Annotated in this window: 29 protein-coding genes and 3 tRNA genes; 18 read left to right on the top strand and 14 right to left on the bottom strand. The window is 40.0% G+C overall.

From position 1 onward, the window contains the following. The first annotated feature begins 461 nt into the window (after positions 1-461). The 5 genes from ompR (at position 462) to ypeA (ending at position 4969) form a co-directional block, all read left to right on the top strand. Positions 462-1226, top strand: coding sequence for an osmolarity response regulator transcription factor OmpR (gene ompR, locus F931_RS19415; RefSeq protein ID WP_000060753.1), 765 nt, complete (start codon positions 462-464; stop codon positions 1224-1226). A 17-nt stretch (positions 1227-1243) separates the two neighbouring features. Beyond that, a complete protein-coding gene (envZ, locus tag F931_RS19410) occupies positions 1244-2701 on the top strand; it encodes an ATP-binding protein (RefSeq protein ID WP_016142852.1) in 1458 nt (485 codons plus the stop codon). Positions 2702-2734: 33 nt separating this feature from the next. Then, positions 2735-2857 carry a hypothetical protein gene (locus F931_RS22315; RefSeq protein ID WP_080649547.1) on the top strand — a complete coding sequence of 41 codons (123 nt, stop codon included), beginning with the start codon at positions 2735-2737 and terminating at the stop codon, positions 2855-2857. Positions 2858-2892: 35 nt separating this feature from the next. Further along, positions 2893-4407 (top strand): acetyl-CoA hydrolase/transferase family protein, encoded by a 1515-nt coding sequence (locus tag F931_RS19405; protein WP_016142851.1) that lies wholly within the window; start codon positions 2893-2895, stop codon positions 4405-4407. Positions 4408-4537: 130 nt separating this feature from the next. Then, complete coding sequence (ypeA, locus tag F931_RS19400) at positions 4538-4969, top strand: GNAT family acetyltransferase (RefSeq protein WP_016142850.1); 432 nt, start codon at positions 4538-4540, stop codon at positions 4967-4969. A 176-nt stretch (positions 4970-5145) separates the two neighbouring features. Here the strand turns inward: ypeA and F931_RS19395 are convergent. From F931_RS19395 to F931_RS19385, 3 genes are all read right to left on the bottom strand, one after another. Continuing rightward, positions 5146-5221 (bottom strand) — tRNA-Phe (locus tag F931_RS19395). A 126-nt stretch (positions 5222-5347) separates the two neighbouring features. Continuing rightward, positions 5348-5423: transfer RNA gene (locus F931_RS19390), tRNA-Phe, on the bottom strand. 106 nt (positions 5424-5529) lie between these two features. After that, entirely contained in the window at positions 5530-5913 is a 384-nt protein-coding gene (locus F931_RS19385; RefSeq protein WP_016142849.1) for a GNAT family N-acetyltransferase, read from the bottom strand. Between the two features lie 102 nt (positions 5914-6015). On the opposite strand from F931_RS19385, the gene hisB reads away from it, so the two are divergent. The 5 genes from hisB to hisA all read left to right on the top strand — a co-directional run bounded on the left by hisB (position 6016) and on the right by hisA (position 9481). Continuing rightward, entirely contained in the window at positions 6016-6609 is a 594-nt protein-coding gene (gene hisB / locus F931_RS19380; protein WP_002116767.1) for an imidazoleglycerol-phosphate dehydratase HisB, read from the top strand. After that, a complete protein-coding gene (gene hisH, locus F931_RS19375; RefSeq protein ID WP_016142848.1) occupies positions 6609-7226 on the top strand; it encodes an imidazole glycerol phosphate synthase subunit HisH in 618 nt (205 codons plus the stop codon). Before hisB ends, hisH begins: the two co-directional genes overlap by 1 nt. 152 nt (positions 7227-7378) lie before the next feature. Then, positions 7379-7927: a DUF805 domain-containing protein gene (locus F931_RS19370; RefSeq protein WP_016142847.1), complete on the top strand. Its 549-nt coding sequence runs from the start codon at positions 7379-7381 to the stop codon at positions 7925-7927. A gap of 86 nt (positions 7928-8013) precedes the next feature. Beyond that, a complete protein-coding gene (wrn, locus tag F931_RS19365; RefSeq protein ID WP_016142846.1) occupies positions 8014-8655 on the top strand; it encodes a 3'-5' exonuclease in 642 nt (213 codons plus the stop codon). Positions 8656-8749: 94 nt separating this feature from the next. Beyond that, positions 8750-9481, top strand: a complete 732-nt coding sequence (gene hisA, locus F931_RS19360; protein ID WP_000905538.1) for a 1-(5-phosphoribosyl)-5-[(5-phosphoribosylamino)methylideneamino]imidazole-4-carboxamide isomerase — start codon at positions 8750-8752, stop codon at positions 9479-9481. Between the two features lie 66 nt (positions 9482-9547). Here hisA and F931_RS19355 read toward each other — a convergent pair whose 3' ends face one another. After that, complete coding sequence (locus tag F931_RS19355) at positions 9548-10099, bottom strand: helix-turn-helix domain-containing protein (protein ID WP_016142845.1); 552 nt, start codon at positions 10097-10099, stop codon at positions 9548-9550. 99 nt (positions 10100-10198) lie between these two features. Between F931_RS19355 and F931_RS19350 the strand changes: the two genes are divergently transcribed. Next, complete coding sequence (locus tag F931_RS19350) at positions 10199-11101, top strand: DMT family transporter (protein ID WP_025470431.1); 903 nt, start codon at positions 10199-10201, stop codon at positions 11099-11101. 34 nt (positions 11102-11135) lie between these two features. On the opposite strand, the gene F931_RS19345 is transcribed toward F931_RS19350, so the two are convergent. Genes F931_RS19345 through thrB form a run of 3 tightly spaced genes read right to left on the bottom strand, consistent with a single transcriptional unit; the run spans position 11136 to position 13163 of the window. Beyond that, positions 11136-11531, bottom strand: coding sequence for a DUF4870 family protein (locus F931_RS19345; RefSeq protein WP_016142843.1), 396 nt, complete (start codon positions 11529-11531; stop codon positions 11136-11138). Positions 11532-11567: 36 nt separating this feature from the next. Further along, on the bottom strand, positions 11568-12197 hold the full coding sequence (locus F931_RS19340; protein ID WP_016142842.1) for a DUF1294 domain-containing protein: 630 nt from the start codon (positions 12195-12197) through the stop codon (positions 11568-11570). Between the two features lie 15 nt (positions 12198-12212). Next, on the bottom strand, positions 12213-13163 hold the full coding sequence (thrB, locus tag F931_RS19335) for a homoserine kinase (RefSeq protein WP_016142841.1): 951 nt from the start codon (positions 13161-13163) through the stop codon (positions 12213-12215). 112 nt (positions 13164-13275) lie between these two features. On the opposite strand from thrB, the gene hisF reads away from it, so the two are divergent. Beyond that, on the top strand, positions 13276-14034 hold the full coding sequence (gene hisF, locus F931_RS19330) for an imidazole glycerol phosphate synthase subunit HisF (protein ID WP_000880078.1): 759 nt from the start codon (positions 13276-13278) through the stop codon (positions 14032-14034). Positions 14035-14074: 40 nt separating this feature from the next. Here the strand turns inward: hisF and F931_RS19325 are convergent, their stop codons facing one another. Next, positions 14075-14713: a hypothetical protein gene (locus F931_RS19325; protein ID WP_016142840.1), complete on the bottom strand. Its 639-nt coding sequence runs from the start codon at positions 14711-14713 to the stop codon at positions 14075-14077. Positions 14714-14821: 108 nt separating this feature from the next. On the opposite strand from F931_RS19325, the gene F931_RS19320 reads away from it, so the two are divergent. Continuing rightward, positions 14822-15826, top strand: coding sequence for an AraC family transcriptional regulator (locus F931_RS19320; RefSeq protein ID WP_016142839.1), 1005 nt, complete (start codon positions 14822-14824; stop codon positions 15824-15826). 132 nt (positions 15827-15958) lie between these two features. After that, the gene (gene aqpZ, locus F931_RS19315) at positions 15959-16648 is read left to right on the top strand and encodes an aquaporin Z (RefSeq protein WP_016142838.1); all 690 of its coding nucleotides are present in this window, start codon (positions 15959-15961) and stop codon (positions 16646-16648) included. A gap of 178 nt (positions 16649-16826) precedes the next feature. Here the strand turns inward: aqpZ and F931_RS19310 are convergent, their stop codons facing one another. The 3 genes from F931_RS19310 to F931_RS19300 all read right to left on the bottom strand — a co-directional run bounded on the left by F931_RS19310 (position 16827) and on the right by F931_RS19300 (position 18891). Then, complete coding sequence (locus tag F931_RS19310; RefSeq protein WP_016142837.1) at positions 16827-17069, bottom strand: hypothetical protein; 243 nt, start codon at positions 17067-17069, stop codon at positions 16827-16829. Between the two features lie 45 nt (positions 17070-17114). After that, positions 17115-17714, bottom strand: coding sequence for a LysE family translocator (locus tag F931_RS19305; protein WP_016142836.1), 600 nt, complete (start codon positions 17712-17714; stop codon positions 17115-17117). Between the two features lie 97 nt (positions 17715-17811). Further along, positions 17812-18891 (bottom strand): DNA/RNA non-specific endonuclease, encoded by a 1080-nt coding sequence (locus tag F931_RS19300; protein ID WP_025470430.1) that lies wholly within the window; start codon positions 18889-18891, stop codon positions 17812-17814. Between the two features lie 255 nt (positions 18892-19146). On the opposite strand from F931_RS19300, the gene F931_RS19295 reads away from it, so the two are divergent. Next, positions 19147-19590: a hypothetical protein gene (locus F931_RS19295; RefSeq protein ID WP_016142834.1), complete on the top strand. Its 444-nt coding sequence runs from the start codon at positions 19147-19149 to the stop codon at positions 19588-19590. Positions 19591-19645: 55 nt separating this feature from the next. Here F931_RS19295 and trkD read toward each other — a convergent pair whose 3' ends face one another. Then, entirely contained in the window at positions 19646-21523 is a 1878-nt protein-coding gene (trkD, locus tag F931_RS19290) for a potassium transporter Kup (protein WP_016142833.1), read from the bottom strand. A gap of 118 nt (positions 21524-21641) precedes the next feature. Between trkD and F931_RS19285 the strand changes: the two genes are divergently transcribed. After that, positions 21642-21731 (top strand) — tRNA-Ser (locus tag F931_RS19285). 73 nt (positions 21732-21804) lie between these two features. Here F931_RS19285 and F931_RS19280 read toward each other — a convergent pair. Continuing rightward, positions 21805-22263, bottom strand: a complete 459-nt coding sequence (locus F931_RS19280) for a hypothetical protein (protein ID WP_016142832.1) — start codon at positions 22261-22263, stop codon at positions 21805-21807. 163 nt (positions 22264-22426) lie between these two features. After that, positions 22427-22984, bottom strand: a complete 558-nt coding sequence (ywrO, locus tag F931_RS19275) for an NAD(P)H-dependent oxidoreductase (RefSeq protein ID WP_016142831.1) — start codon at positions 22982-22984, stop codon at positions 22427-22429. 115 nt (positions 22985-23099) lie between these two features. On the opposite strand from ywrO, the gene F931_RS19270 reads away from it, so the two are divergent. Both F931_RS19270 and F931_RS19265 read left to right on the top strand, forming a co-directional pair. After that, positions 23100-23435: a winged helix-turn-helix transcriptional regulator gene (locus tag F931_RS19270; RefSeq protein WP_016142830.1), complete on the top strand. Its 336-nt coding sequence runs from the start codon at positions 23100-23102 to the stop codon at positions 23433-23435. A gap of 27 nt (positions 23436-23462) precedes the next feature. Next, positions 23463-23681, top strand: coding sequence for a DUF6500 family protein (locus F931_RS19265; RefSeq protein ID WP_016142829.1), 219 nt, complete (start codon positions 23463-23465; stop codon positions 23679-23681). Positions 23682-23691: the final 10 nt, after the last annotated feature.

The raw sequence follows: 23691 nt of genomic DNA, 5'->3' as shown, positions 1-23691 counted from the left end.
TAAACGTATGACTTATGTCATAAATGTGACAAAAATTTAATATAATTTACGAGAAAATGATCATATTGATACATGACCCAAAAGGTGAAATATTGAGATTGATCACTGTTTTATTCTCGTAATTTCTTATCGAATTTGCTTATTTGCTCAATTCAACTATTAAGAACCCTATAGAGGGGTGTTAAGATTTTTTTAAATAAATTATTTAAAACAATGGGTTATTACTGTTGATTGATTATAAAATTATTGAAAATTGAAGTATTTGTTTTTTCTGAGCGGTCTTTGCTAAATTATGGGCTTAAGATGTTGTTTTTTGGTTTCAAACCACCTTGAAAATTGTAATTTTGAGCAAATTGATACATAGTCTAAACAAGAACATCAGCATTATACTGAGGGCTTGTTGGCAATAAGCCTATCCGACCCAATAATATATAAATTATGACTTTAAAAGGGAGTACATCATGAGTTTAGTTGTACCTGCTGAACATCCTGAAACCGTACACAACGAAACGGATCGTGTCGAACGTATTTTAGTGGTCGATGACGATGTGCGTTTACGTACCCTCTTGCAACGTTTTTTGGAAGATAAAGGCTTTGTTGTAAAAACTGCCCATGATGCTTCACAAATGGACCGTTTATTACAACGTGAGTTATTTTCACTGATCGTACTCGACTTTATGTTACCGGTTGAAGATGGTTTAAGTATTTGCCGTCGTTTACGCCAATCAAATATTGATACGCCAATCATCATGTTAACAGCACGCGGTAGCGATTCAGACCGTATTGCCGGTCTTGAAGCTGGTGCAGATGACTACTTGCCAAAACCATTTAATCCAAATGAGCTTTTAGCACGTATCCGTGCAGTATTACGTCGTCAAGTTCGTGAAGTTCCGGGTGCACCAAGCCAACAAGTTGAAGTAGTAAGCTTTGGTCCATGGTCTTTAGACTTGTCTACTCGTACACTAACACGCGAAGGTCAAATCGTTACTTTAACAACTGGCGAATTTGCAGTATTAAAAGCATTGGTACAACACCCACGTGAACCATTAACACGCGATAAACTTATGAATTTAGCACGTGGCCGTGAATGGGGCGCAATGGAACGTTCAATTGACGTTCAAGTCTCTCGCCTACGTCGTTTAATTGAAGATAACCCTGCACGTGCACGTTACATCCAAACTGTATGGGGTGTGGGCTATGTATTCGTTCCGGATGGTGCTGAATAAGCTTGAGATAAGATAGAGTGAGTTTAGAACCAATCGCCCCACAGAACTTTACTGATTACGTTACCTACTCAGAACGTAAACGGACTCGATGGGAACGTTTTCTCGACAAAATAAAACCACGTTCTGCTGCCATGCGTACCACTATTCTGGTACTGCTGGTGGTGTTCTTTAGCTTATTTATGTCGTTATGGTTCTTTTGGCGCACTCTTTACTTACCTGAAATTCAACAACATGCACGTTACCTTGCTGTTGAACTTGAACTCGTCAACAATCCTGATATACGAATTTTTCATCGTGAAAATGAAGTAGATGTGGATGCATGGTTACGTAATCGAGTCGGTATCGAATACGTTACAAACCCTAAAGAATATCCTAGTGTTCGAGACAAGGTTATTGCCGAGTTTTTTACCAATCAGGTTGAAGAAAAACTTGCAAATGAGATCGGGACTAAAGACGTTACCGTCTACTTCCAGTTTAAACCGAGCCCACGCATTTGGATTCAAACTCCTGAAATGCATGGAAACTGGGTTCGTGAGCCTTTAAAAACCTATGCCAACTACAGCCCTGAGCTTTTAGTGGGTTGGGTTGTGGGTGTTCCATTACTGTCGGCTATCATTATTTTGATTTTGGTCAGACAGATGAACCGCCCTCTACGTCGTTTGCAGAATGCTGCCAATGAATATAGTAAATCTGGAACAGCGCCTTACCTTGATACCAATCATGGACCACTAGAAATTCGTCAAGTAAACCAAGCCTTTAATCGCATGGTCTATACACTCGATCAGACTGAACGTGAACGACGTATTATGTTGGCGGGTATTTCACATGATTTACGCACCCCACTTACACGCATACGCTTAACAGCAGAGATGCTGCCTGATGAGTTTTTACGTGAAGGCTTGGTCTACGATGTAGATGATATGGATGCAATTCTTAATCAGTTCATTTCGTATATGCGCGATGGTTCGGATGAGGAATTGAAAGACACCAATATCAATATTCTTTTGCAAGAATTGGTGGTGCAATTTAAACCTCTTGATATTCAGTTCGAAATGCAGGATGTGCCTATTATTCCGGCACGTAGTCTTTCTTTAAAAAGATTAATTGCCAACCTAATTAATAATGCAAAACGATACGGTGCTGAACCAATTGAGCTCAGTGCAAAAGTTGAAAATGAATATATTTTAATTACCGTTGCTGATCATGGTGAAGGTATTCCGGCAGATCAAATTGAAGAGTTGATGCAACCTTTTGTTCGCGGAGACTCAGCAAGAACGATTCAAGGTAGCGGTCTTGGGCTTGCGATTGTTAAACGTATTGTTGATATCCATCATGGTGAGATTCAAATTCATAACCGTGAACAAGGGGGTTTAGAAGTTATTATTTCTTTACCAATCCCAAAACCAAGCACTGAAGAAAATACCACAACCAATCCATTAGAAAAAATAAAACAAACTTTAAGTGAGCGCTTTTAATTTGAGCAATTAGTAATTAAAAGCCTCGTTTTAATGATAAATAAAAGCAATAAAAATCAATTAAATACAAGCCATAAATATAATTTATACCGCCATTTATTTACAAAATTAGACCTTAGCCTAACACCTATGCACTTTTCAATTTTTCATAGCTAAAATCCCCTATGTTTTGACAATATTGAGGATGTCCAATGTCTTTAAGTCGTATTCGCCTAGCTTCTCTTCATGACAAGGTCATCAGTGCTGAACAAGCTGCGCAATTCATCGAAAATGGAATGACCGTTGGTATGAGTGGTTTTACTCGTGCCGGTGAAGCTAAAGCTGTTCCACAAGCACTTGTAGAGCATGCAAAGAAAAATCCGTTAAAAATCACGTTAATTACGGGTGCTAGCTTAGGTAATGACTTAGACAAACAACTCACGGAAGCAGGTGTTTTATCTCGTCGTATGCCATTTCAGGTAGACAACACTTTACGTCGTGCGATTAACAACGGCGAAGTTATGTTTATCGATCAACATTTATCAGAAACTGTTGAGCAAATGCGTAACCAGCAACTTAAACGTCCAGACGTTGCAGTGATTGAGGCAATTGCGATTACTGAAGATGGCGGCATCATTCCAACAACTTCAGTTGGTAACTCTGCAAGCTTCGCTATTTTTGCCGAAAAAGTTATTGTTGAAATCAACACCTCTTTAAGCGAAAGCTTTGAAGGTTTACACGACATCTATATTCCGACTTACCGTCCAACACGTACTCCAATTCCATTAACTAAAGTGGATGAGCGTATTGGTACAACAGCAATCCAAATCGATCCTGCAAAAATTGTAGGTATTGTATTTAACGATACACATGACTCACCGTCAACAGTAACTCCTCCAGATGATGAGACTCAAGGTATTGCAAACCACCTTATTGCTTTCTTTAACAAAGAAGTTGCAGAAGGCCGTTTACCAAAAAATCTTGGTCCATTACAAGCAGGGATTGGTTCTATTGCCAACGCTGTATTAACAGGTTTAAAAGATTCTGATTTTGAAGACCTCATTATGTACTCAGAAGTACTACAAGACTGTACTTTTGAACTCATCGATGCAGGCAAAATGAAATTTGCTTCTGGTAGCTCAATTACCCTTTCTGCAAAATGTGGTGAAAAAGTTTTTGGCAATATCGAAGCTTACAAAGACAAATTAGTACTCCGTCCACAAGAAATTTCTAACCACCCTGAATTGGTACGTCGTTTAGGTATCATCGGCATTAATACTGCACTTGAGTTTGATATTTACGGTAACGTGAACTCAACCCACGTATGCGGTACTAAAATGATGAACGGTATTGGTGGTTCAGGTGACTTCGCTCGTAACGCACACTTGGCAATCTTTGTGACTAAATCAATTGCTAAAGGCGGCGATATCTCTTCTATCGTGCCGATGGTGAGCCACGTTGACCATAGTGAACACGACGTTGATATTTTAGTGACAGAGCAAGGTTTAGCAGACTTACGTGGTTTAGCACCTCGTGAGCGTGCTCGCGCTATTATCGATAACTGTGTACACCCACTTTATCGTGGTGCATTAAACGACTACTTTGATCGTGCATGTGCTAAAGGTGGACATACTCCTCACTTACTTCGTGAAGCATTGTCTTGGCATGCAAACTTCGAAGAAACAGGCCAAATGCTTCAAGCAGAACCAGTTGCAAAATCAGCTTAAAACACTGATTTAATTCAAGCACTCCCTCGGGGGTGCTTTTTTATTTGTTTAATTTATTGATAAAACACTGCTCAAGTCCTAATTTTTATTTTATCTTTTCAGCACATCAAAACAAAAAGTAGAAATCCATATGTTTATTATTCGTCAATTTACAAATGCAGATCTGGATGATGTCGTTATTTTATGGGAAAGCTGTGGCCTGACCCGCCCTTGGAATAATCCTGAAACCGATATTTTCAGGAAAGTCTCACAACAGGATGATTTGTTTTTGGTTGCGATTAAAGACGAGCAACTGATTGGCACGCTTATGGGCGGCTACGACGGCCATAGAGGCTGGATTAACTATTTAGCTGTTCATCCCCACCAACAACGCTTAGGAATCGCTACAGCGCTCGTTCAGCAGCTTGAAAAGCGCTTAATTGCCCGCGGTTGTCCAAAACTGCAATTACTCGTCCGCAAAGACAATTTAAATGTACTGAACTTTTATGAACAGCTTGGCTATGACGAAGTAGAAGCAGTGTGTTTAGGAAAACGACTTATTAGTGATAATCCACCCGACTAGCGCGCCTAGTCCACACTTTCTTTTTCTCTATTAAGAAAACCGATTTGGGCTTGGGGATAAGTAATCATACTTGTGGATAAAACGGGATTTATACACAAATGAATTAACGATGTGTTGGGGCAAATAGATAGACATGAAAAAAGCCCTATACGTTAATGTATAGGGCTTTTTGAATATGGTGGCGAGACCCAGGATCGAACTGGGGACACACGGATTTTCAATCCGTTGCTCTACCTACTGAGCTATCACGCCGATGGCCTGTATTAAGCCGTATCTCAGAACAATAGTCAACTATTATCCTGAGTTTCTGATTTAAATGAGTATTTTTTATACTTAAAAAAAATCCCTGATGGGATCAGGGATTGAAAACACAAATAATGGTGGCGAGACCCAGGATCGAACTGGGGACACACGGATTTTCAATCCGTTGCTCTACCTACTGAGCTATCACGCCGAAGTGGGCGTATTAAACAATGTTTGTAAGAAGACGTCAAGCAACTTCCGTATTTTTTGTAACAAGTGATTATTTTTAAATCACAGCTACATAAGAATAGAGGCTGTTAGTGATGTAATTTACCAATATGCGCCAAGCAACGATGAATCGCGCCACAGCCCGGTTCAAAAGTTTTAACGCCTTTTGACTCTTCCATACGACAAGCTTCTTCAACTAAGCGCTCAGCTACCCCACGACCACGGTTAGCAGGGTGCACAACAATGTATTCAAGAACCTTGCTTTCACCTTGTCCTGAAGACCAAATTGCACCTATAATTTTGGTGTTAAATTCAGCAGTGTATAGCGTGGTATACTGTTGTAAATCTTGTTCAAGTTGTTCAATCGCATCGTGCCCGTCACCAAACTCCGGACTTGTATCATACAAACGCTCAAGCTGATCGCGGATCTCTGAATTATCTAGAGAACTATAAGCATGTACGGTAATAGGCATTGATTAACCCTCCTGAGCAAACTATGATGCTGTCACGAATTCGTCACAGCGAAATTGTCGTTAACATCCAATCATTTTTGACGTTTTTTGAGGAACGTGTCCATGACGCAACGTATCAGTGAAGTGGTTAGAAATACCAATGAAACCAAAATTCGAGTTCGTTTAAATCTCGACGGTACTGGTCAAGGCACACTAAACACTGGAGTTCCATTTTTAGACCATATGATTGATCAAATCAAGCGACATGGCTTATTTGATATCGATATTCATTGTGATGGAGACCTCGAGATTGATGATCACCACACTGTAGAAGACTGTGGTATCACGCTTGGACAAGCTTTTGCGCAAGCTTTAGGTGATAAAAAAGGTTTAAAACGCTATGGTCATTTTTATGCACCATTAGACGAAGCTTTATCTCGCGTAGTTGTCGATTTATCTGGTCGTCCGGGATTATTTATGGATATTCCATTTACCCGTGCACGCATCGGTACATTTGATGTGGATTTATTTTCTGAGTTTTTCCAAGGCTTCGTAAACCATGCACTTATGACCTTACACATCGATAACTTAAAAGGTAAAAATAGCCACCACCAAATCGAAAGTGTTTTTAAAGCACTTGCTCGTGCTTTACGTATGGCATGTGAAGTTGATCCACGTGCAGAAAACACGATTGCATCGACAAAAGGTAGCCTCTAATGACACGTATCGCGTTACTTGATTATGGCATGGGCAATCTACACTCAGCAGCTAAAGCACTTGAGCATGTGGGCGCTACAGTCGATGTGACCAATGATCCAAAGTTAATTGCACAAGCCGACAAAATTGTTTTTCCGGGTGTTGGCGCAATGCGTGACTGTATGCAAGGCATGCGTGAAGCAGGTATTGATGAAGTCGTACGCCAAGCTGCTTTTAATAAGCCAGTTCTTGCGATTTGTGTAGGCATGCAAGCGCTACTACAAAGCTCAGAAGAAAATGGCGGTGTAGACGCGCTTGGTATTTTTGATGGTGTGGTAAAACACTTTCCTCAAATGGAAGGTTTAAAAGTGCCGCATATGGGCTGGAATCAGGTTCACCAACTGGACCCGAGCCATCCAATGTGGAACAACATCGAACAAGATGCTCGTTTTTACTTTGTACATAGCTACTATGTTGAACCTAAAGATGAAAGCGTAGTAGCTGCAACATGTGACTACGGCGTGAATTTCTGCACAGCCATTCACAAAGATAATTTATTCGCGACTCAATTCCACCCAGAGAAAAGTCACACTGCTGGTTTGCAGTTACTGAAAAACTTTGTGGAATGGAATATTTAATCTGATTTAAAAACTAAAAAAGATCAGGTCGAGATGGCCTGATCTTTTTTTTTATTTATAATAACAACCAATCATTTATAGAATGATATTTTATCCAACAAGATATTGAATATTTATACTTTTAAATAAAACCAAATGATCAGGAAAACAAAATGAATTCACCTTTTGAAAATCAGCCCCTTCAACAAGATTCGCCCTTTAAGGCAAATGGACGTTTTGGGCGACTCTCTTACGCTGCTTGGACCTTCTTATTTACGCTATCCCTCACTGCTGTTGTTCTACTTATTATTTTTACTTTCGGACTTACACAAAACGAGGGCGCTCCAGGCTTTACTGCGCCGGGCATAGTCTCTATTGCCATTCTCTATATCGTCGGTATTTATATTAGCTTCGTATTTACTATTCGCCGTTTGCATGACCGCAATAATACAGGTTGGTTATCTTTACTCATGCTAATACCCCTTGTGAATATTGGCTTTGCGGTTTATTTATTCTGTGCCAAAGGAACAGAAGGCACTAATAATTATGGACCCAAGCGTCCAACACCAAGCTGGGAACGTGTTTTAGGCTGGATTTATATTGCGCTTATTCCACTTGCAGTAATTTTTGCTATTGTTGCCACAATCATGGCTCCTACCTATGAAGGTTATGTCGAGAAAAGCGAAAGTATTGTGATCGGTAGCCCATCTCAGTCTGAATAATTTTTAAAGACAGTCATAAAGCCTAGTTCTCTAGGCTTTATTCATATATAAAGTGAATAGCCCAATTCATTTGTACGCTGTTAAATATGTCCGAAGCCTTTGCCCTCCTTGATAAAGCCTCTATTCAGCAGCTCCCTCCTTTTGAAAATCTTAACCACCACAGTATTGTGGTGATTGAAAATAGCGAACAATGCAAAAGTATTGAAGAAGAATTAAAAGCAGCTACCTTTTTAGGATTTGATTCCGAGTCCAAGCCTACATTTCAAGTGGGCGAAATCTCAACTGGTCCACATTTGATTCAACTTGCTACAACACAAAAGGCCTATTTATTTCATGTTAATTCATCAACTTTAAAATTCTTGCAACCCATCTTGTCGAACCAAAAACAAATTAAAGTCGGCTTTGGCCTTAAAAATGATAAGCACATTTTTCATAAAAAAGGTATAGAGCTAGAAAGTTGTGTCGACCTTGCTAAAGGATTTAGTCACTTTGGTTTTAAACAGCAAATGGGAATACAAAAAGCAGTAGCCTTGTTATTTGGGCAGTATCTTGCAAAGTCGAAGAAAGTCGGAACTTCAAATTGGGCACGAAAACCACTCACATCACAGCAAATCAATTATGCCGCCGCGGATGCGTATGCTGCGTTATTGGTATTTGAAGCACTCAGAAAACAAAATCTATTGCCCGTTCATATTTCACAAACCATTCAAACCGCACTTCAAACGTAAAGTTATAAAAGTCTTTTCTAAGGCTTAGCGATTGATCAATACTTTGCTAAGATGTGCACAATTTCATAATCATGATGAAGCAAGGAGCGGAAGCATGCTAATCATTCCAGCAATTGACCTGAAAGATGGTAAATGTGTGCGTTTAAAACAAGGGCGTATGGAAGACGATACCGTTTTCTCTGACGATCCGGTTGCAACTGCCCAGCATTGGGTAAATGAAGGCGCACGTCGTTTGCATTTGGTTGATTTGAATGGCGCTTTCGCAGGTACCCCAATTCATAAGCCTGTTGTTGAAGCAATTGCTAAAGCTCAGCCAGAATTACCAATTCAAATTGGTGGTGGTATTCGTTCATTAGAAACGATTGAACACTACCTAGAAGCTGGCGTGACGTTTGTCATTATCGGTACAAAAGCAGTTCAAGAGCCTGAATTTGTAGAAGAAGCTTGTAAACGTTTTGCTGGTCATATCATTGTTGGTATTGATGCCATGAATGGTATGGTTGCAACAGACGGCTGGGCAAATGTTACTGATGTGAAAGCAACTGACTTAGCAAAACGCTTCGCAGATGCAGGCGTGTCTAGCATTGTTTATACAGACATTGCTCGTGACGGCATGATGCAAGGCGTAAATGTTGAGCAAACTGTAAACTTGGCTCAATACTCAGGCTTACCCGTGATTGCTTCAGGTGGTGTAACTAACCTCGATGATGTTCGCAACTTAAAAGGCCAACCGGGTATTTTAGGTGCAATCACAGGCCGCGCAATTTATGAAGGTACTTTAAACCTTCGTGAAGCTCAGCTTCTGTTAGATGAAAACCGTCTTTAATTTTTAAGATGTAAAAAAAGAGCCGGTTTAGGCTCTTTTTTATTATTGGTATAAAAATATTTCTAATCAATACACCACATTACGAATAAACTTAAGGACTTGGTTACCACTATTAATATAAGTATAAGTTACTGAACTGGCATATATAAATGAAGAACCAGCAGCAATAGTTTTTGAGCTATCTGCAAATTGTATGGTCAACTCGCCTTCTAATACATAAATAAGCTCTTGCCATCCTTCTGGGTCTGCTTCAGCAACATAAGACTCTCCCACTGCCAATGACCATGTCCAAAGCTCAACTTGAGTATGAGATGGAACTGAGGCTAATAGAGTAGCATTACTCTCATCTTTACTACCCTGCCAAGCGAGTGCATTTACTAAGACTTGTTCTTTATGCTCAGGAGCACTCACAATCGTTCTAAAGTCTACACCCAACACGACTGCAATTGCATCGAGTTTAGCTAGGCTAATGTTAACTTGCCCTGTTTCCAAAGCTGCAATGGTTCGTCTACTTACCCCTGCCTGATCGGCCAAGTCCTGTTGGCTTAAATCTCGTTCATCTCGTAATGAACGGATATTTGTGCCGACATGCTGTAAAACGGTACTCGACTGGCTCATAAAATAAAGTAGTAAATAAAATATGAGCAATATATTGCACAAAATAGAAGAATAGCGCAATATGTGCAGTATATTGCACAATTTCTAATGATTTTAAGTATGTCACCAATTTCCCTGAGTTCAAGCAAAGCCCCACAGTTAGCACTCATTTTGATTACGATCATTTGGGGTGGAACATTTCTTACGGTGCAATATGCACTGCATTTTTCGTCGCCTATGTTTTTTGTGGGCTGTCGCTTTGCGGTAGCAGCTCTTACTTTGCTTGTTATTTCTTTAAAAAGTATGAAAGGTGTCACTTTAAAAGATTTAGGCGCAGGTTGTGCGATTGGTCTTGTTATTGCAGCAGGCTATGGTACACAAACGATTGGTCTGCAAACAATTCCAAGTAGTGAGTCGGCTTTTTTAACGGCGCTATATGTTCCGCTTGTTCCTATTTTAATGTGGCTTATCTTTAGAAAAGTTCCCCACATTATGACTTGGGTAGGTGCTGCTCTTGCTTTTGTCGGTCTTGTGTTATTGACAGGCAATGGTTTTGAGAAAATTACATTAAGTTTTGGGCAACTTTTAACAGTGCTCGGGTCGTTTGCGATTGCTTTAGAAATTATTTTTATTAGCTACTTTGCTGGAAAAGTAAATTTGCGTCGCGTTACGATCATTCAACTTGGTGTGGCGTCTCTACTTTCTTTCGCAATTATGCCTGTGGTGGGTGAACATACAATTCCTACATTTTCATGGCCGCTTGTACTCATTGCGGTTGCATTAGGTTTAGCGAGTGCACTCATTCAATTTGTGATGAACTGGGCTCAACGTGTGGTTGATCCTTCACGTGCTGCAATTATCTATGCAGGAGAACCTGTTTGGGCAGGCATTATTGGTCGAATTGCGGGTGAACGTTTGCCATTGATTGCACTTTTGGGAGGTGCTTTAGTGGTCTTAGGTGTTTTAGTCAGTGAGTTAAAAATCAAGCTACCAATTAAGAAAACTAAAAGAATTCGAGAATAAAAAAAGAGAGCGCTAAGCTCTCTTTTTTTATTTATTAAGGTTGATACATCGGGCGATTATCATTTAAAGCAATCAAGCCGCGAATTGCACGATATACAATCCAGATCCACGCAGCACCAATTACACCGACACAGAACACGGTCGATGAAACGGCAACGCCTGCAAATAGATCAGTATTTTCACCTGTAAAGAACAGGAAAATAAACGGCAGAAAGGCAATAATATTCCAAGCCAGATACCACCAGAATGTTCGGATTTGCCATGTAAAGTGGCTCGCAAAAATTGAACCTTGCACATCAGAACGTTTTACATAGTTAATAATTAAAGCGATAACCGCAAGTAGGCCGCCTGTAAAAATAGCGACAATATAAAGTACATATAAAATAAGTGTTAAAGTACGATTTGGATCTTGGTCGATAGAACTATTCATTTTTATACCTCTCAAGTTTAATAAAACAATTTACTTTTATGAGCCCCGCAACACATTTAAGGGAGAAATTAGCCACAAAATCAAAAGTAAATGAAAGAATATGGTACAAAAATAAATCTTACGAAAGGGTTGTTTTTGTGTTTTATGTCTCAGTTTTTGTTGTGCCCACCATGCAGCAGGCCAACCTCCTAAAAAGCTAACGATGTGTAATGTTTGCTCAGGCACACGGCGATTACCCAATTGTGCAGCTTCTTTGTCTTGTGAATATAGCCAATAACTCAGCACATTCATCATTAAAACAAACAATAAGGTATAGGCGGGTAAAATATGGATAAAGCTCATAATTCCCATTAAAACAAAATAAAACACGATCCCCATTTGCATTGCAGACCATGGACTGCCTTGAAAAGAAGATTGTGTTTTTACAGGCTTTGATGCTTTACGAGTTTGAGATGCTTTTAAATAAGTGACTTGTTGGGCACGAAAGCGACCTCGTTCATCGAGAATAACCAAATATTCCAATGCACAGCCAATAATTGGCCGAGGTCCGGGGCGTGCAAAATCTTTAATATGCAAAAAGACTCGTTCTTTTTCAGCATCATCTGGCTGAATAAAGCCATAACCTTTTTCGTCGAACCATTCGACTAATCGCCCCTGATCTCGCATCTTTATTATTCCCTTTTATGCTTTTACATGGCTTAAACGATCTTGCATCATTGCTCGCATTTCTTGCGGGTCTTTTTGCAAGATGTCATCGCCGGTACGTCCTTCTTCTTTATTTTTTTGAGCAACTTGCAAACGCATTGACCAAAAACGGCAAGCCGCCATTGCCAAGAATACATCTAAACACTCAAGTTCATCGGTAGTCAGCGCACGAACTTTTTGGTATGCCTCTAAGTAAGCGGCTACTTTGTCAGAGTTTAAATGCGCTGCTGGATATTCGGTACAAAAATCATTGATGGTAATTGCAATATCAAACAGTAATTCGTCTTGATTTAGCTCGTAAAAATCTAAAATACCTTGTAGTTGCTCGCCTTCAAACAAAGTATTGTCACGGAACAAATCTGAGTGAATAAAACCTGTTGGTCGGTTTGAGTATTGTGCTGTTTTAGCATTAAAAGCTTGATAAACCTGCTCAAGTAACATTTGGTCATCTTGAGTCATATTTGGTTTAAGCTGCTCTGCAACACCTGTCCAGTATTGGTGATCACGTCGATATTCACGCTCAAGCGGAAAATCCTGCAAAGCCACATGCAGTTTCGCTTGTGCATCAGCAATTGCTGCGACCTGAGCTACTGTGGTTTGCATGGGATGGTGACCCATGAGACGTGGAGCAATCTGTGCAGGCTTTTCTGCAATCACGTGAACTGCTTGTCCGCTATGTTTTAACGGCACAGCAACAGGGACATCATGAGTACCTAATTGCTCAAGAACAGGAATGAGTTCGCCTGCCCCTTGTGCATCTAACTCTTCAAACACGGTGAGTACATATTGTTTACGGTTTACATCAACCAAAAAATAATTGGTGTTTTGAATACCTCCCTGAATTGGGTTCAGCTCCAACACCTCTAATCCATAAGGTGCAGCAAAGGCGCGAACTTCATCTAAACTCAACGGGGTATAAACCGACATGGAAAACCTGCAAAAAACATCTGTGAAGTTTGATAGAATACCTCTTCCCTCCATGAAGGTGTAGCGCCTGTGTAGGAACTTTCACCAACGGCGATTATTTTTGGAAAAAGCTATGCTTGCTAAACGTATTATTCCTTGCCTAGACGTTGATAACGGACGCGTAGTTAAAGGCGTTCAATTCCTCGATATTCGTGATGCGGGCGACCCAGTTGAAGTGGCACGTCGCTATAACGAACAAGGTGCAGACGAAATTACTTTCTTAGACATTACCGCTACACATCATGGACGCGATACCACTTACCGTACTGTTGAACGTATGGCCGAGACTGTATTTGTGCCATTAACTGTGGGTGGTGGCGTACGTAAGGTTGAAGATATTCGTGCGCTATTAAATGCAGGCGCAGATAAAGTGAGTATTAACTCAGCTGCCGTATTTAACCCTGAATTTGTTCAAGAAGCTTCTCAACACTTTGGCGCACAATGTATTGTAGTTGCGATTGATGCCAAAAAAACTGGCGACAACAAATGGGAAATCTTTACTCATGGTGGCCGTAAACCAACCGGCATTGATGCGATTGAATGGGCTGTAAAAATGGCTGACTACGGTGCGGGTGAATTACTGATTACCAGTATGGACGCCGACGGTACTAAAGCAGGTTATGACATTGCTTTAATGCGTGCCATTAATGATCGCGTGACCATTCCAACGATTGCTTCAGGCGGTGTAGGTAACCTACAACACCTTGCAGACGGTATTTTGCAAGGTGGTGCCGATGCAGTGTTGGCAGCAAGTATTTTCCACTTTGGTCAATATACCATTCCAGAAGCTAAGCAATATTTGGCTGAACAAGGCATCGAAATGCGCTTGTAAGCTTATTTATATTTAAAGGGGCAATATGCCCCTTTATTTTTTATGCAGCACCATCTATTTCTTTCACTTCGCTAAGAGGTTTTAGTTTTTCTTTTTTCTCGACCCATTTTGCAGGAAAGATTTTTTCTACAGCTTGAGACAATGGTCTAGCAAGTACTGTAGGCAACCTTACTCCCAAAGGATTTTGTTCTTTTAAATCTGCTGAAGACACCACCCGTGTTCCCATTACATAATCAAACCAAGGCTTGGTCACACACCAATTGGCGTCTTGATTAGAGTTCATGTGATGGTCGTAATGCCACGGAATTTTACGCTTTGCCCAGTCAGGCTCTAAATGTGCACGGCGATGAATATAGTAATAATTACCAGCACTGTACCAAGCTGCAAGTGCCATACCTTTTGAAAACGGGTAAAAAATTGCACTTGAAACGGTTGCTACGACCGCCAGTGAAATTAACTCATTTTTAGTTCGCCAGTTGCCAACGCCTTCTACATAGCAATCATCATGAAACTGTTGTTTACGGACTTCACGATGGTGTGCCCAATGAGATTCCATACTTTTTGGCACTGGGCTATAGCGTGGCTTTCCAGCACGGTGCACACCATGCAAAATGTATTTATGTGCCACCCATTCAAATGCATTCGCAACCGCAATTCCTGCAATAAACCCTTTTAACATCGCCTAACTCCTTTTTCTTTTTATTCAGCATATAAAATTCGCTATGCTAGGTATTGACCAGAATTTATGGTTTCATTGACAAATCACGACAAGAAAGAGGTGGTTGGGATGCCACAACTAAAAAACTATACAGGCTCGGTATATGGAGGGCTGGGTCATCTATTAAAAGCTTATTGCGAAGCTAATCAGTTAGCTATTCCAGAACAATTAGAACAAATTCAAAATCTGGAACGCTTTGACTACGTCGTTTGGCGTGACCTATTAGAAGTCATTTATAAATTGGACCCAAAGCCGGGATTAGGTCTAGAAATCGCAAAATATGTGCAACCTAAACACTTAGGGATTATTGCCTACCTCGCACTCTCTTGCGATAACCTAGGTGAAGCGCTAATTCGCTATCATGATTTTCACCGTCTGATTTATGATGGCAGCCCTTTAGTGGTTGAGTTACAAGGAAGATATGGTTCTATTCGCTGGGAAGCGACTGAGCTACACCCTACCCAGCTTACCGATGAAATTGCGATTGCACTAGTCATTCAATTCTTACGCCTTTTTATGTCTCATGAAGACGTGCATTTACATGAAGTACATTTCTTAAATGCCGCTCCCAAAAATATCAGGGTTTATGAACAATACTTTCAATGTCCCATTCGTTTTAGCCAACCGCGTACAGAATTACTCATCCCAATTACGGAAATTCATAAGCCGCTTAGCAGCGCTGACCACACCCTACAGCAGTTATTAGTTCAGCAAGCACAAGCGCTTTTAGAACAATTACCGAATTCGACCCAACTTGATCAGCGTTTACAGCACTCAATTTTGACTGGACTACAAAAGAATCAATATCAAATTGAACATATTGCGGCTCAATTAGGTCTGTCAGTTCGACAGCTCCAACGACACTTACAACAACAAGGCACTACCTTTCAGGAACGTGTTCAGCAAGTCAGATTTATGCTCGCAACCGAGTATTTAAAAGACCCACATTTGAGTCTACAAGAGATTGCCCTTTTACTGTGTTACTCAGAACAAAGTGCTTTTCAAAGAGCATTTAAACATTGGACTAATCAAACACCACAACAATGGCGAGATCATTTTTTAGACAAAGAATAACCAACCAAAACTTACAAATCTTTTCTTGATTAAAACAACACTGAAAACAAAAATTTCATATAGTCACATGCTTAATTTTTTGTGACACATTTCACATTAATTAAAAAATAGATCAATAGATGAGTAATCACAATGAATAAATATTTTGCTGAATTCTTAGGTACGTTTTGGCTAGTCTTTGGTGGTTGTGGTAGCGCAGTTTTAGCCGCAGCTTTCCCTGAACTTGGTATTGGCTTTGCAGGTGTAGCCCTTGCCTTTGGTTTAACCGTACTCACAGGTGCTTATGCTCTAGGACATATCTCAGGTGGACATTTTAACCCCGCGGTAAGTGTTGGCCTTTGGGTCGGTGGCCGCTTCGATGTTAAAGATTTAATTCCCTATATTGTTGCGCAAGTGGTCGGTGCGACTGCTGCTGCATTTGTTCTTTATATTATTGCTCAAGGCCAAGCAGGCTTTAGCGGTGTTGGTGGTTTTGCTTCAAATGGTTTCGGTGACTTATCACCAAATAAATTTGGTTTAGGTTCTGCTTTCATTATTGAAGTGGTTCTTACTGCTTTATTCTTAATCATTATTTTAGGTGCAACTGATCGCCGTGCACCTGCTGGCTTCGCTCCTATTGCGATTGGTTTAGGTTTAACACTGATTCACTTAATCAGTATTCCAGTTACAAACACTTCGGTGAACCCTGCACGTAGTACAGGTGTTGCGTTCTTTGCTGAAACGGCTGCGTTAAGTCAGTTGTGGTTATTCTGGGTAGCGCCGATTTTAGGTGCTGTGATTGGTGCGATTATTTATAAGGTAGTTGCTGGGGATAAGGATTAACTGCACGACCGCAAATACCACGGTCACTCAAGTTGTAGTTGTATAGGTAATGCCTCACTTTTGAGTGAGCAAAAGTGACAAAACTCATTCGTTTCACTGACGTTACTTCCATGTAACGCAGTGAAACAGGCGGCATCCGTGCCGCCGTCGCGATAGCAGATTGAGTAAAATATATTTATTACAAAAACGGATTATTAATTTCTTGCTCAGCTGGACGTTCAATTTTCTCAGGCAATTCTTCTTTTTCCAAAGCTGTAACCACATCGTTTAAAAAGCTCTGTAAGGCTTTTGCCTGCTCTAGCCCGACTTTGTCTTTAGTGATTTGCAAATTGCCATAAATGCTGACGCAATCGACATCATTTTCTAATGTTAAATCTTCAATTGAAGAAGACTCTGTACCCTTTTCAAATGGCTTAAACATAGGTGTTGTCTCGTTGTTATATCTTCACAGTGTAATACGACCAATTTAAAAAAAATCAATCAAAATTAAAAGAGCCGATAAAATTAAGAATGCTCCCATCAGGATATTAAAATATTTCAAACGGTTACCCTGATTGAGTACCACTGAAAATTTATCACCACATAATCCCCAAAAGAACAAACATGCATAGCAAGTGAAAAAATAAATAACGATAAAGATCGGCAATGACTGCGGGTTTTCAATGCTTGTAAACATGGTAATGCCCGATACACAAGCCAACCAAGCTTTGGGATTGAGCCACTGTAATAAGAAACCATCTTTAAAATTAGGAATGATCATCTGTTCTACAGGAGCATTTGAAATTGAAATATTGGCGGCAGAAAGAATAATTTTTATGCCGATATAACAAACAAATAGTGTTCCACAAACTGCAAGGATTTTTAAGACAATAGGAAACTGAGTTAATAAACTCTGAAGACCAAATGCCATAAAAATTAAAAGTAAGGTAAAGCCAATTGTGGCACCTGAGATATAAGGAAGTGATCTTTTTAAACCATGATTTAAACTGGTTGATAAAATGACGGTATTTACTGGACCGGGTGTAATAGACATTGCAAATGAAAAGAGAAACATCGAGGCAAACATTGTTATTGTCCTTATTAAAATAAGACCCATAGACAGATCTGTCTATGGATTCTATTTTAATTAATTACGATGTTGCAATAACAATAAACCAAGCTACTTATTTCATTATTTGCAAGAAGTAGTTCACCAACGCTTCTACCAGTTGTTTCACAATAGCTTTTCTCGTTTCTTCATCAATTGTTGGAACTTTTGCTTCCATTGGTTCTGAAGAGCCAGTTTTTTGCTTTTTAAATTGGTCTTGTAGCGCTTTAATTTGATCAGGGTTTAAGTCCTGCTCACACTGGCTTTCACCGTCCCAGTGTAAATAGTCGAGCTTTTGATTTGGCTTAACTTGGCTTGCTGTTAAAGGTAAGCGATAGACATTACGTTTTTGTTGCTCAGTTAACTGCGGGAACAGGTTAACGCCTAAGCGTTCCTCAAGGTAGCAAACACTCACCACTTTCACTTGCAGAGAATTATTGTTAGGCGCGTAATAAGCCCCGATCGCGCCAGTTTTTGGCATATACACCGCTTTATAAACAGCGGTAGGAACAATGACACCCTGCCCAATGGTCTTAAGTCGTTTGCCCTCAAAAACAGGACCTGTCACCACATACACATCTTGTTTTTGCTTGGTCGCAATAGCACGAGTCGCTTCTTCGAGCTTACGCCAGACTTCTTGGTTATTTTTAGGGGCTTGCGGCACCATGTTGCTGAGCGAGAAACTATCAGATTGTGATTCTTTATTTGGCATATCACCATTAGGCGCCATATGCCCACGGTCATAGCCTGAACCACGATAATCACTTAACAGTGCCCGATGCCTTTGAGCAACACGGGTTTCTTCATGGAAGTTATCTTCACGCTTAATTTTGACACTCAAACGTTCTGCATTTAAATGCTCAGCCGACCATAAAGGCGTTTTAGAAATCCCTGAATACAAAACATTAAAACCATTAAAACACAGCGGATAGCTGTCTTTTTTTAGGCTTTCTTTATTTAAAGCGGGTGGAACTTCACGATAAAACTGATTAAGACAAGTCGAGTTAGTCGTTAAAGGCGAAAACCACTGCGAAATCTTTTCACTACCAAAAGCAATTGCAAAACTTCCAGCCGCAATACAAGCAAGAATAATCTTGCCAAAATGCTGACTTATAGAGAATGAATTTGTACCTTTACTACGTTTTTTACTTGCCATGTTTCTATCAATACCACTGTCCATACGCAGCTTAACAATCCTGCTTTTTTAAGTATATCTCTTATCTTTCATATGGTTAAAACATGGTCATCTTTTTTGTAACTCTATTCCGTTTTACGTAACAGTCTGTTGATATTCTGAGAGCCTTTGGCTATTAAATTGCGCCAATTGCGTATCTTTCGTTGAAATGCACTTATGGCTTATGACATGGTTAGCTCCACAAATTTGGATAAAAATATAATCGGAGTCCACTTAATGATCCATTCAAAGATTATTGGTATTGGCGTAATCACGGGATTATGTAGTATGGCCGCTTTGGCTGAGCCAGCAGTCCAGCCAGGAGATACTTTAGAAAGTTTGTCTAAAGTAAAAGTAACCACAACCGTAAATGGCCAACCAGGCTCTATTAGCGATTTAGTCAATAGCGGACAAGTACAGCAAGTTTCTGCTGCACCAACAAATGCAGCGCCTACAGGTGCTCCTATTCCGGCAGACGTTCCACCAGCACCTCCAGCAGGCGGTGAAATGGCTCCTCCAGCAGCACCAACTGATGCAGTGCCACCTGCACCGAGCCAAGCGCCTTCAGCGCCACAAGATCCGAACACGCCACCGCCTCCGGCAGATCCAAGTCAGTCGGCAGACCCGATGGCAAAAGATGGTGCTTTACCAGCAGATGCACCTATGCAACAAGCTCAATAATCAGAGCCATAAAAAAACCAAGACTTATGTCTTGGTTTTTTTATTACATCAATTTTTATATTTCGATTTGACTACCTAACTCAACCACACGGTTAGTTGGAATTTGGTAGAAGTCACTCACCGGACTGGTATTACGCTGCATTGAAATAAACAGCTTTTCTCTCCATGGAGACATGCCATCACCCACCGAATGAACAATACGATCGCGGGAAATAAAGAAGCTGATATGCATCAAGTCATATTCAAGACCTAACTGTTCATAGGCTTGCATAAGCGCTTTTGGTACATTCATTTCATCTTTAAAGCCGTAGAAAATTTTAATACGGAAGAAATGTTCCGCTAACGTTTCAGTCGTAATACGTTCTTCTGGCGCAACGAACGGTACATCTTCAATAACAACCGTCACCAAGATATTGCGTTGATGCAATACTTTGTTGTGCTTGATGTTATGCAGCATGGCATGCGGTACAACGTTTGGCGTACCCGTCATAAACACTGCATCGCCCGGCACCCAGTGCACACTATTACCAATACTTTTTACAAATAAATCGAGCGACAAAGTATCGTGTTCGAGCTTAGCAAAAGTAAGCTCACGGCCACGTTTCCATGTCATTAAAATGGTGACTGCAATGGCACCAATCAGTAATGGCACCCAACCGCCTGACAAGATTTTAAGTGAAGTTGCACCGACCAATACCGACTCTAAAACAAAGAATGGAATAATCAAAAGTAGTACTTTTGGTAAGCTCCATTTCCAAGCCGAGTAGATAAATACAGCAACCAAAATCGTGTCACACAGCATGGTCAAGGTTACCGCGAGACCGTATGCACTTGCCAAGTTTGAGCTGGTTTTGAAGATTAAAATTAAGATAATAATAGCGATTAAAAGCAACCAGTTTAAGAAAGGAACATAGATCTGACCTTCTTCAGACTCAGAAGTATGTTTAATACTTAAACGTGGCAAATAACCCAATTGAATCGCTTGACGTGCAAGTGAAAACACCCCAGAAATTACGGCTTGAGAGGCAATTACAGTTGCCATGGTTGCCATAATAATCATTGGGTAAAGTGCCCATTGCGGAACTAATAAATAGAACGGGTTTTCAATTGCTGCTGGGTCTCTAAGCAATAAAGCACCCTGTCCCGCGTAGTTTAAAACCAAACACGGCAACACCACAAAGAACCAAGCCAGACGAATCGGAACTGGTCCGAAATGTCCCATATCGGCATAAAGTGCTTCACCACCAGTTACTGTTAACACCACAGCACCCATCACAAAGAATGTCATGATTGGATGGTGATAGATAAACTGAATTGCCCAATGTGGACTAAACATGCCCAACACAACAGGGGTCTGAATGACGCTGTGAAGACCTAATAATCCTAAAGATAAAAACCACACCATCGTGATCGGGCCAAAAAACTTACCGACAAAGGCCGTACCGTGTTTTTGTACTAAAAACAAAGAGATGATAATGGTAATCGCAATTGGCATGATGAACGGGTCAAACACATCGGTTGCAATAGACAAGCCTTCGACTGCCGAAAGTACCGAAATGGCTGGAGTAATAATACCGTCACCAAAAAACAGCGATGCACCGATAAAACCAATCGCAATCATGTAGATTTTTTTGTTGTCGGCAATTTTGGCTTTACGTAAATTCAATGCGAGTAAGGCCATGATCCCGCCTTCGCCATTATTGTCTGCACGCATGACAATGGCGACATACTTGATGCTGATGATCAGCATTAAGCACCAAAAAATAATGGATAAAATTCCTAATACGTTTTCAGGCTGAATTCCCAACCCATGCGCTGCATGGAAGGACTCTTTCAAGGCATAGAGCGGACTTGTTCCGATGTCTCCAAAGACCACTCCAAGAGCTGCCAAAGCCGTGGCAGGCAAGGTCGCTTTTTTGGCCGTATTTTGCATTGTGTAATTAAACCAATATGATTTTTAGCGCAATCTTATCACCTCTATTATTTTTTTTCTGTAATGCTCGTCTTAAATCTTGGCAGAACTCGTTTTTTTAGTTACTATCGCACGCCTTGGTGAGGTGTCCGAGTGGCTGAAGGAGCACGCCTGGAAAGTGTGTATACGTTTGCGCGTATCGAGGGTTCGAATCCCTCTCTCACCGCCAGAATTGAAATTTAAAGAAGCTTAAACTTAAAGGGTTTAGGCTTTTTTATTGGCTAAATATTTTATTATCCCAATTAAGCTCCACTGCCCAGCTCAGTAACGAGCCAATTAGATTTTGGATCCTTTTGTACAACAGTTACAAACACAAGATAGGTTCCCTCTGGGTTGCCAGCAAGATCTGCATGTACTGTTTTTATCTTTATGGTAAGTGAAATAATTTTATAAAATTGCTGATAGTAAGCAGGTCTATTTTTTGCTGAGTCGTAACGAACTTTTAGCACTTCTAGAACTTTTGAATCTTTATAAATTTGGGGTATTTCAGTATTTCGAATATTTAAGTTCTCGCCTGACCAAACATATTTATATGCTGTAGCTGTGTTTCCATTAGAAAGTGAATCAAAAAAGGAAATAGCAACTCGACTTGCCTGTTCTTTTTCAACGTTAGCCTTTTTCTCGTATGATTTAAAAGCTGCAAATAAACACAGTCCAACAATAAATAGTCCGATAGTTATAAAAATTCTAGACTTTAGCATTTGGCTTCCTTTCTAATTTTTAAAATGCCATGTTAAATAAATAACTAAAATAATATATTAAAAATCTACTCTACTATTCTTACCTAGAATATCCATCGTCTCTGTTAGAAGTGAAATTATTAAAGACCCAAACCTCACGCTTAGGCCTTTCCTACCTTTAAACTTATTTAGACAACTCTAATAACTTCTGAACATACTGAACCGCATTATTTTCTATGTCTTGTTGAGTCGGAATATCGTCATCTTCTGAAGGATTAGTATCTAAACCATAAAATGCATGAAGTGGTTGATAGACTGCCCCGACATATAAAGCTGTTAGTTCAAATGGAATAAAAACCTTCTCTAAAGAAATTTGATATTCGCCACTTTCTGAATAAACCTTTTCTTGAGCACCCGCAGACACCGCCAACATAAACTTTTTATTTTTAAGCTTATCGCCAGTTGAACCATAAGCCCAACCATACGTTAAAACTTCATCTAGCCATTGTTTCAAAAGCGGCGGGCAGTTAAACCAATACACTGGAAATTGAAACACTAAATTTTCATATTCCTCTACAAGCGCTTGTTCTTTGGCAACATCAATCACCCCGTCTGGGTAGGCTTGATAAATTTGATGCACCGTAAATTGGTCTGGGTGTTTTTCTAGTTCCTCAATCCATCTTTTATTTACAACAGACTGGTCTATGTGAGGGTGCGTAACGATGACTAATGTCTTTTTCATTATGAAAACACTCTATCGAAAAGTAGATAAATCGATTATAGAAGTGTGCTTTCCTAAATATAAGTACGGTAATTTATGTTATATACTATACTAAAAGATAGTATGGATTTTAAAAATGGACGACTGCCTTCCGTCATATACACCATTAGAAGATACGGGTTTTGGGTACACCCTTTCTTTGATTAATGGCAAATATAAAATGATTATTATGTATTGGCTGTATGGAAAAACCGTCATGCGTTTTAACGAGATGCAACGCTGCATTGGCAATATTTCGTTTAGAACGCTCAGCAATACACTTAAAGAATTGGAAAGAGACGGACTGATTATTCGTAAGGAATATCCTCAAATTCCGCCAAAAGTTGAGTACCGCCTTTCTGAAAGAGGACAGTCTTTAATTCCTTTATTAGATATGATGTGTGAATGGGGCGAGCGTAATAAGCCGTCTTAGTTTTATAGACTTGAAGCGATACTAAATATGAGAAATGAATTAAGAGAAATTTTTATTAAGGGATGCGACGAAAAAATTGAAAAGAAAGGTGACAATGTCGGTCTGTCTTTTTATGCTTTTTTTAAAAATAAGAATGATAACCCTGAGCTACTGATGGAAGCAGCGCATTGGTGGATTATGGTGCATAAGCTGGACCACTTCGAGAAGGCGGTTAAGATTAAAAAGTTGGTTTTGAGTGAAAGTTAAAAAATAAGTG

Source organism: Acinetobacter pittii ANC 4050 (assembly GCF_000399685.1).
GTDB lineage: Bacteria > Pseudomonadota > Gammaproteobacteria > Pseudomonadales > Moraxellaceae > Acinetobacter > Acinetobacter pittii_E.
The sequence above is the reverse complement of the archived record's forward strand: the minus strand, read 5'-3'. Positions and strand labels throughout refer to the sequence as shown.

Coding starts and splice junctions, on each gene's coding strand:
- ompR (WP_000060753.1), top strand. CDS start 462: ATGAGTTTAGTTGTACCTGCTGAACATCCTGAAACCGTACACAACGAA.
- F931_RS22315 (WP_080649547.1), top strand. CDS start 2,735: ATGATAAATAAAAGCAATAAAAATCAATTAAATACAAGCCATAAATAT.
- F931_RS19405 (WP_016142851.1), top strand. CDS start 2,893: ATGTCTTTAAGTCGTATTCGCCTAGCTTCTCTTCATGACAAGGTCATC.
- ypeA (WP_016142850.1), top strand. CDS start 4,538: ATGTTTATTATTCGTCAATTTACAAATGCAGATCTGGATGATGTCGTT.
- F931_RS19385 (WP_016142849.1), bottom strand. CDS start 5,913: ATGCCTATTACCGTACATGCTTATAGTTCTCTAGATAATTCAGAGATC.
- hisB (WP_002116767.1), top strand. CDS start 6,016: ATGACGCAACGTATCAGTGAAGTGGTTAGAAATACCAATGAAACCAAA.
- hisH (WP_016142848.1), top strand. CDS start 6,609: ATGACACGTATCGCGTTACTTGATTATGGCATGGGCAATCTACACTCA.
- F931_RS19370 (WP_016142847.1), top strand. CDS start 7,379: ATGAATTCACCTTTTGAAAATCAGCCCCTTCAACAAGATTCGCCCTTT.
- wrn (WP_016142846.1), top strand. CDS start 8,014: ATGTCCGAAGCCTTTGCCCTCCTTGATAAAGCCTCTATTCAGCAGCTC.
- hisA (WP_000905538.1), top strand. CDS start 8,750: ATGCTAATCATTCCAGCAATTGACCTGAAAGATGGTAAATGTGTGCGT.
- F931_RS19355 (WP_016142845.1), bottom strand. CDS start 10,099: ATGAGCCAGTCGAGTACCGTTTTACAGCATGTCGGCACAAATATCCGT.
- F931_RS19350 (WP_025470431.1), top strand. CDS start 10,199: ATGTCACCAATTTCCCTGAGTTCAAGCAAAGCCCCACAGTTAGCACTC.
- F931_RS19345 (WP_016142843.1), bottom strand. CDS start 11,531: ATGAATAGTTCTATCGACCAAGATCCAAATCGTACTTTAACACTTATT.
- F931_RS19340 (WP_016142842.1), bottom strand. CDS start 12,197: ATGCGAGATCAGGGGCGATTAGTCGAATGGTTCGACGAAAAAGGTTAT.
- thrB (WP_016142841.1), bottom strand. CDS start 13,163: ATGTCGGTTTATACCCCGTTGAGTTTAGATGAAGTTCGCGCCTTTGCT.
- hisF (WP_000880078.1), top strand. CDS start 13,276: ATGCTTGCTAAACGTATTATTCCTTGCCTAGACGTTGATAACGGACGC.
- F931_RS19325 (WP_016142840.1), bottom strand. CDS start 14,713: ATGTTAAAAGGGTTTATTGCAGGAATTGCGGTTGCGAATGCATTTGAA.
- F931_RS19320 (WP_016142839.1), top strand. CDS start 14,822: ATGCCACAACTAAAAAACTATACAGGCTCGGTATATGGAGGGCTGGGT.
- aqpZ (WP_016142838.1), top strand. CDS start 15,959: ATGAATAAATATTTTGCTGAATTCTTAGGTACGTTTTGGCTAGTCTTT.
- F931_RS19310 (WP_016142837.1), bottom strand. CDS start 17,069: ATGTTTAAGCCATTTGAAAAGGGTACAGAGTCTTCTTCAATTGAAGAT.
- F931_RS19305 (WP_016142836.1), bottom strand. CDS start 17,714: ATGTTTGCCTCGATGTTTCTCTTTTCATTTGCAATGTCTATTACACCC.
- F931_RS19300 (WP_025470430.1), bottom strand. CDS start 18,891: ATGGCAAGTAAAAAACGTAGTAAAGGTACAAATTCATTCTCTATAAGT.
- F931_RS19295 (WP_016142834.1), top strand. CDS start 19,147: ATGATCCATTCAAAGATTATTGGTATTGGCGTAATCACGGGATTATGT.
- trkD (WP_016142833.1), bottom strand. CDS start 21,523: ATGCAAAATACGGCCAAAAAAGCGACCTTGCCTGCCACGGCTTTGGCA.
- F931_RS19280 (WP_016142832.1), bottom strand. CDS start 22,263: ATGCTAAAGTCTAGAATTTTTATAACTATCGGACTATTTATTGTTGGA.
- ywrO (WP_016142831.1), bottom strand. CDS start 22,984: ATGAAAAAGACATTAGTCATCGTTACGCACCCTCACATAGACCAGTCT.
- F931_RS19270 (WP_016142830.1), top strand. CDS start 23,100: ATGGACGACTGCCTTCCGTCATATACACCATTAGAAGATACGGGTTTT.
- F931_RS19265 (WP_016142829.1), top strand. CDS start 23,463: ATGAGAAATGAATTAAGAGAAATTTTTATTAAGGGATGCGACGAAAAA.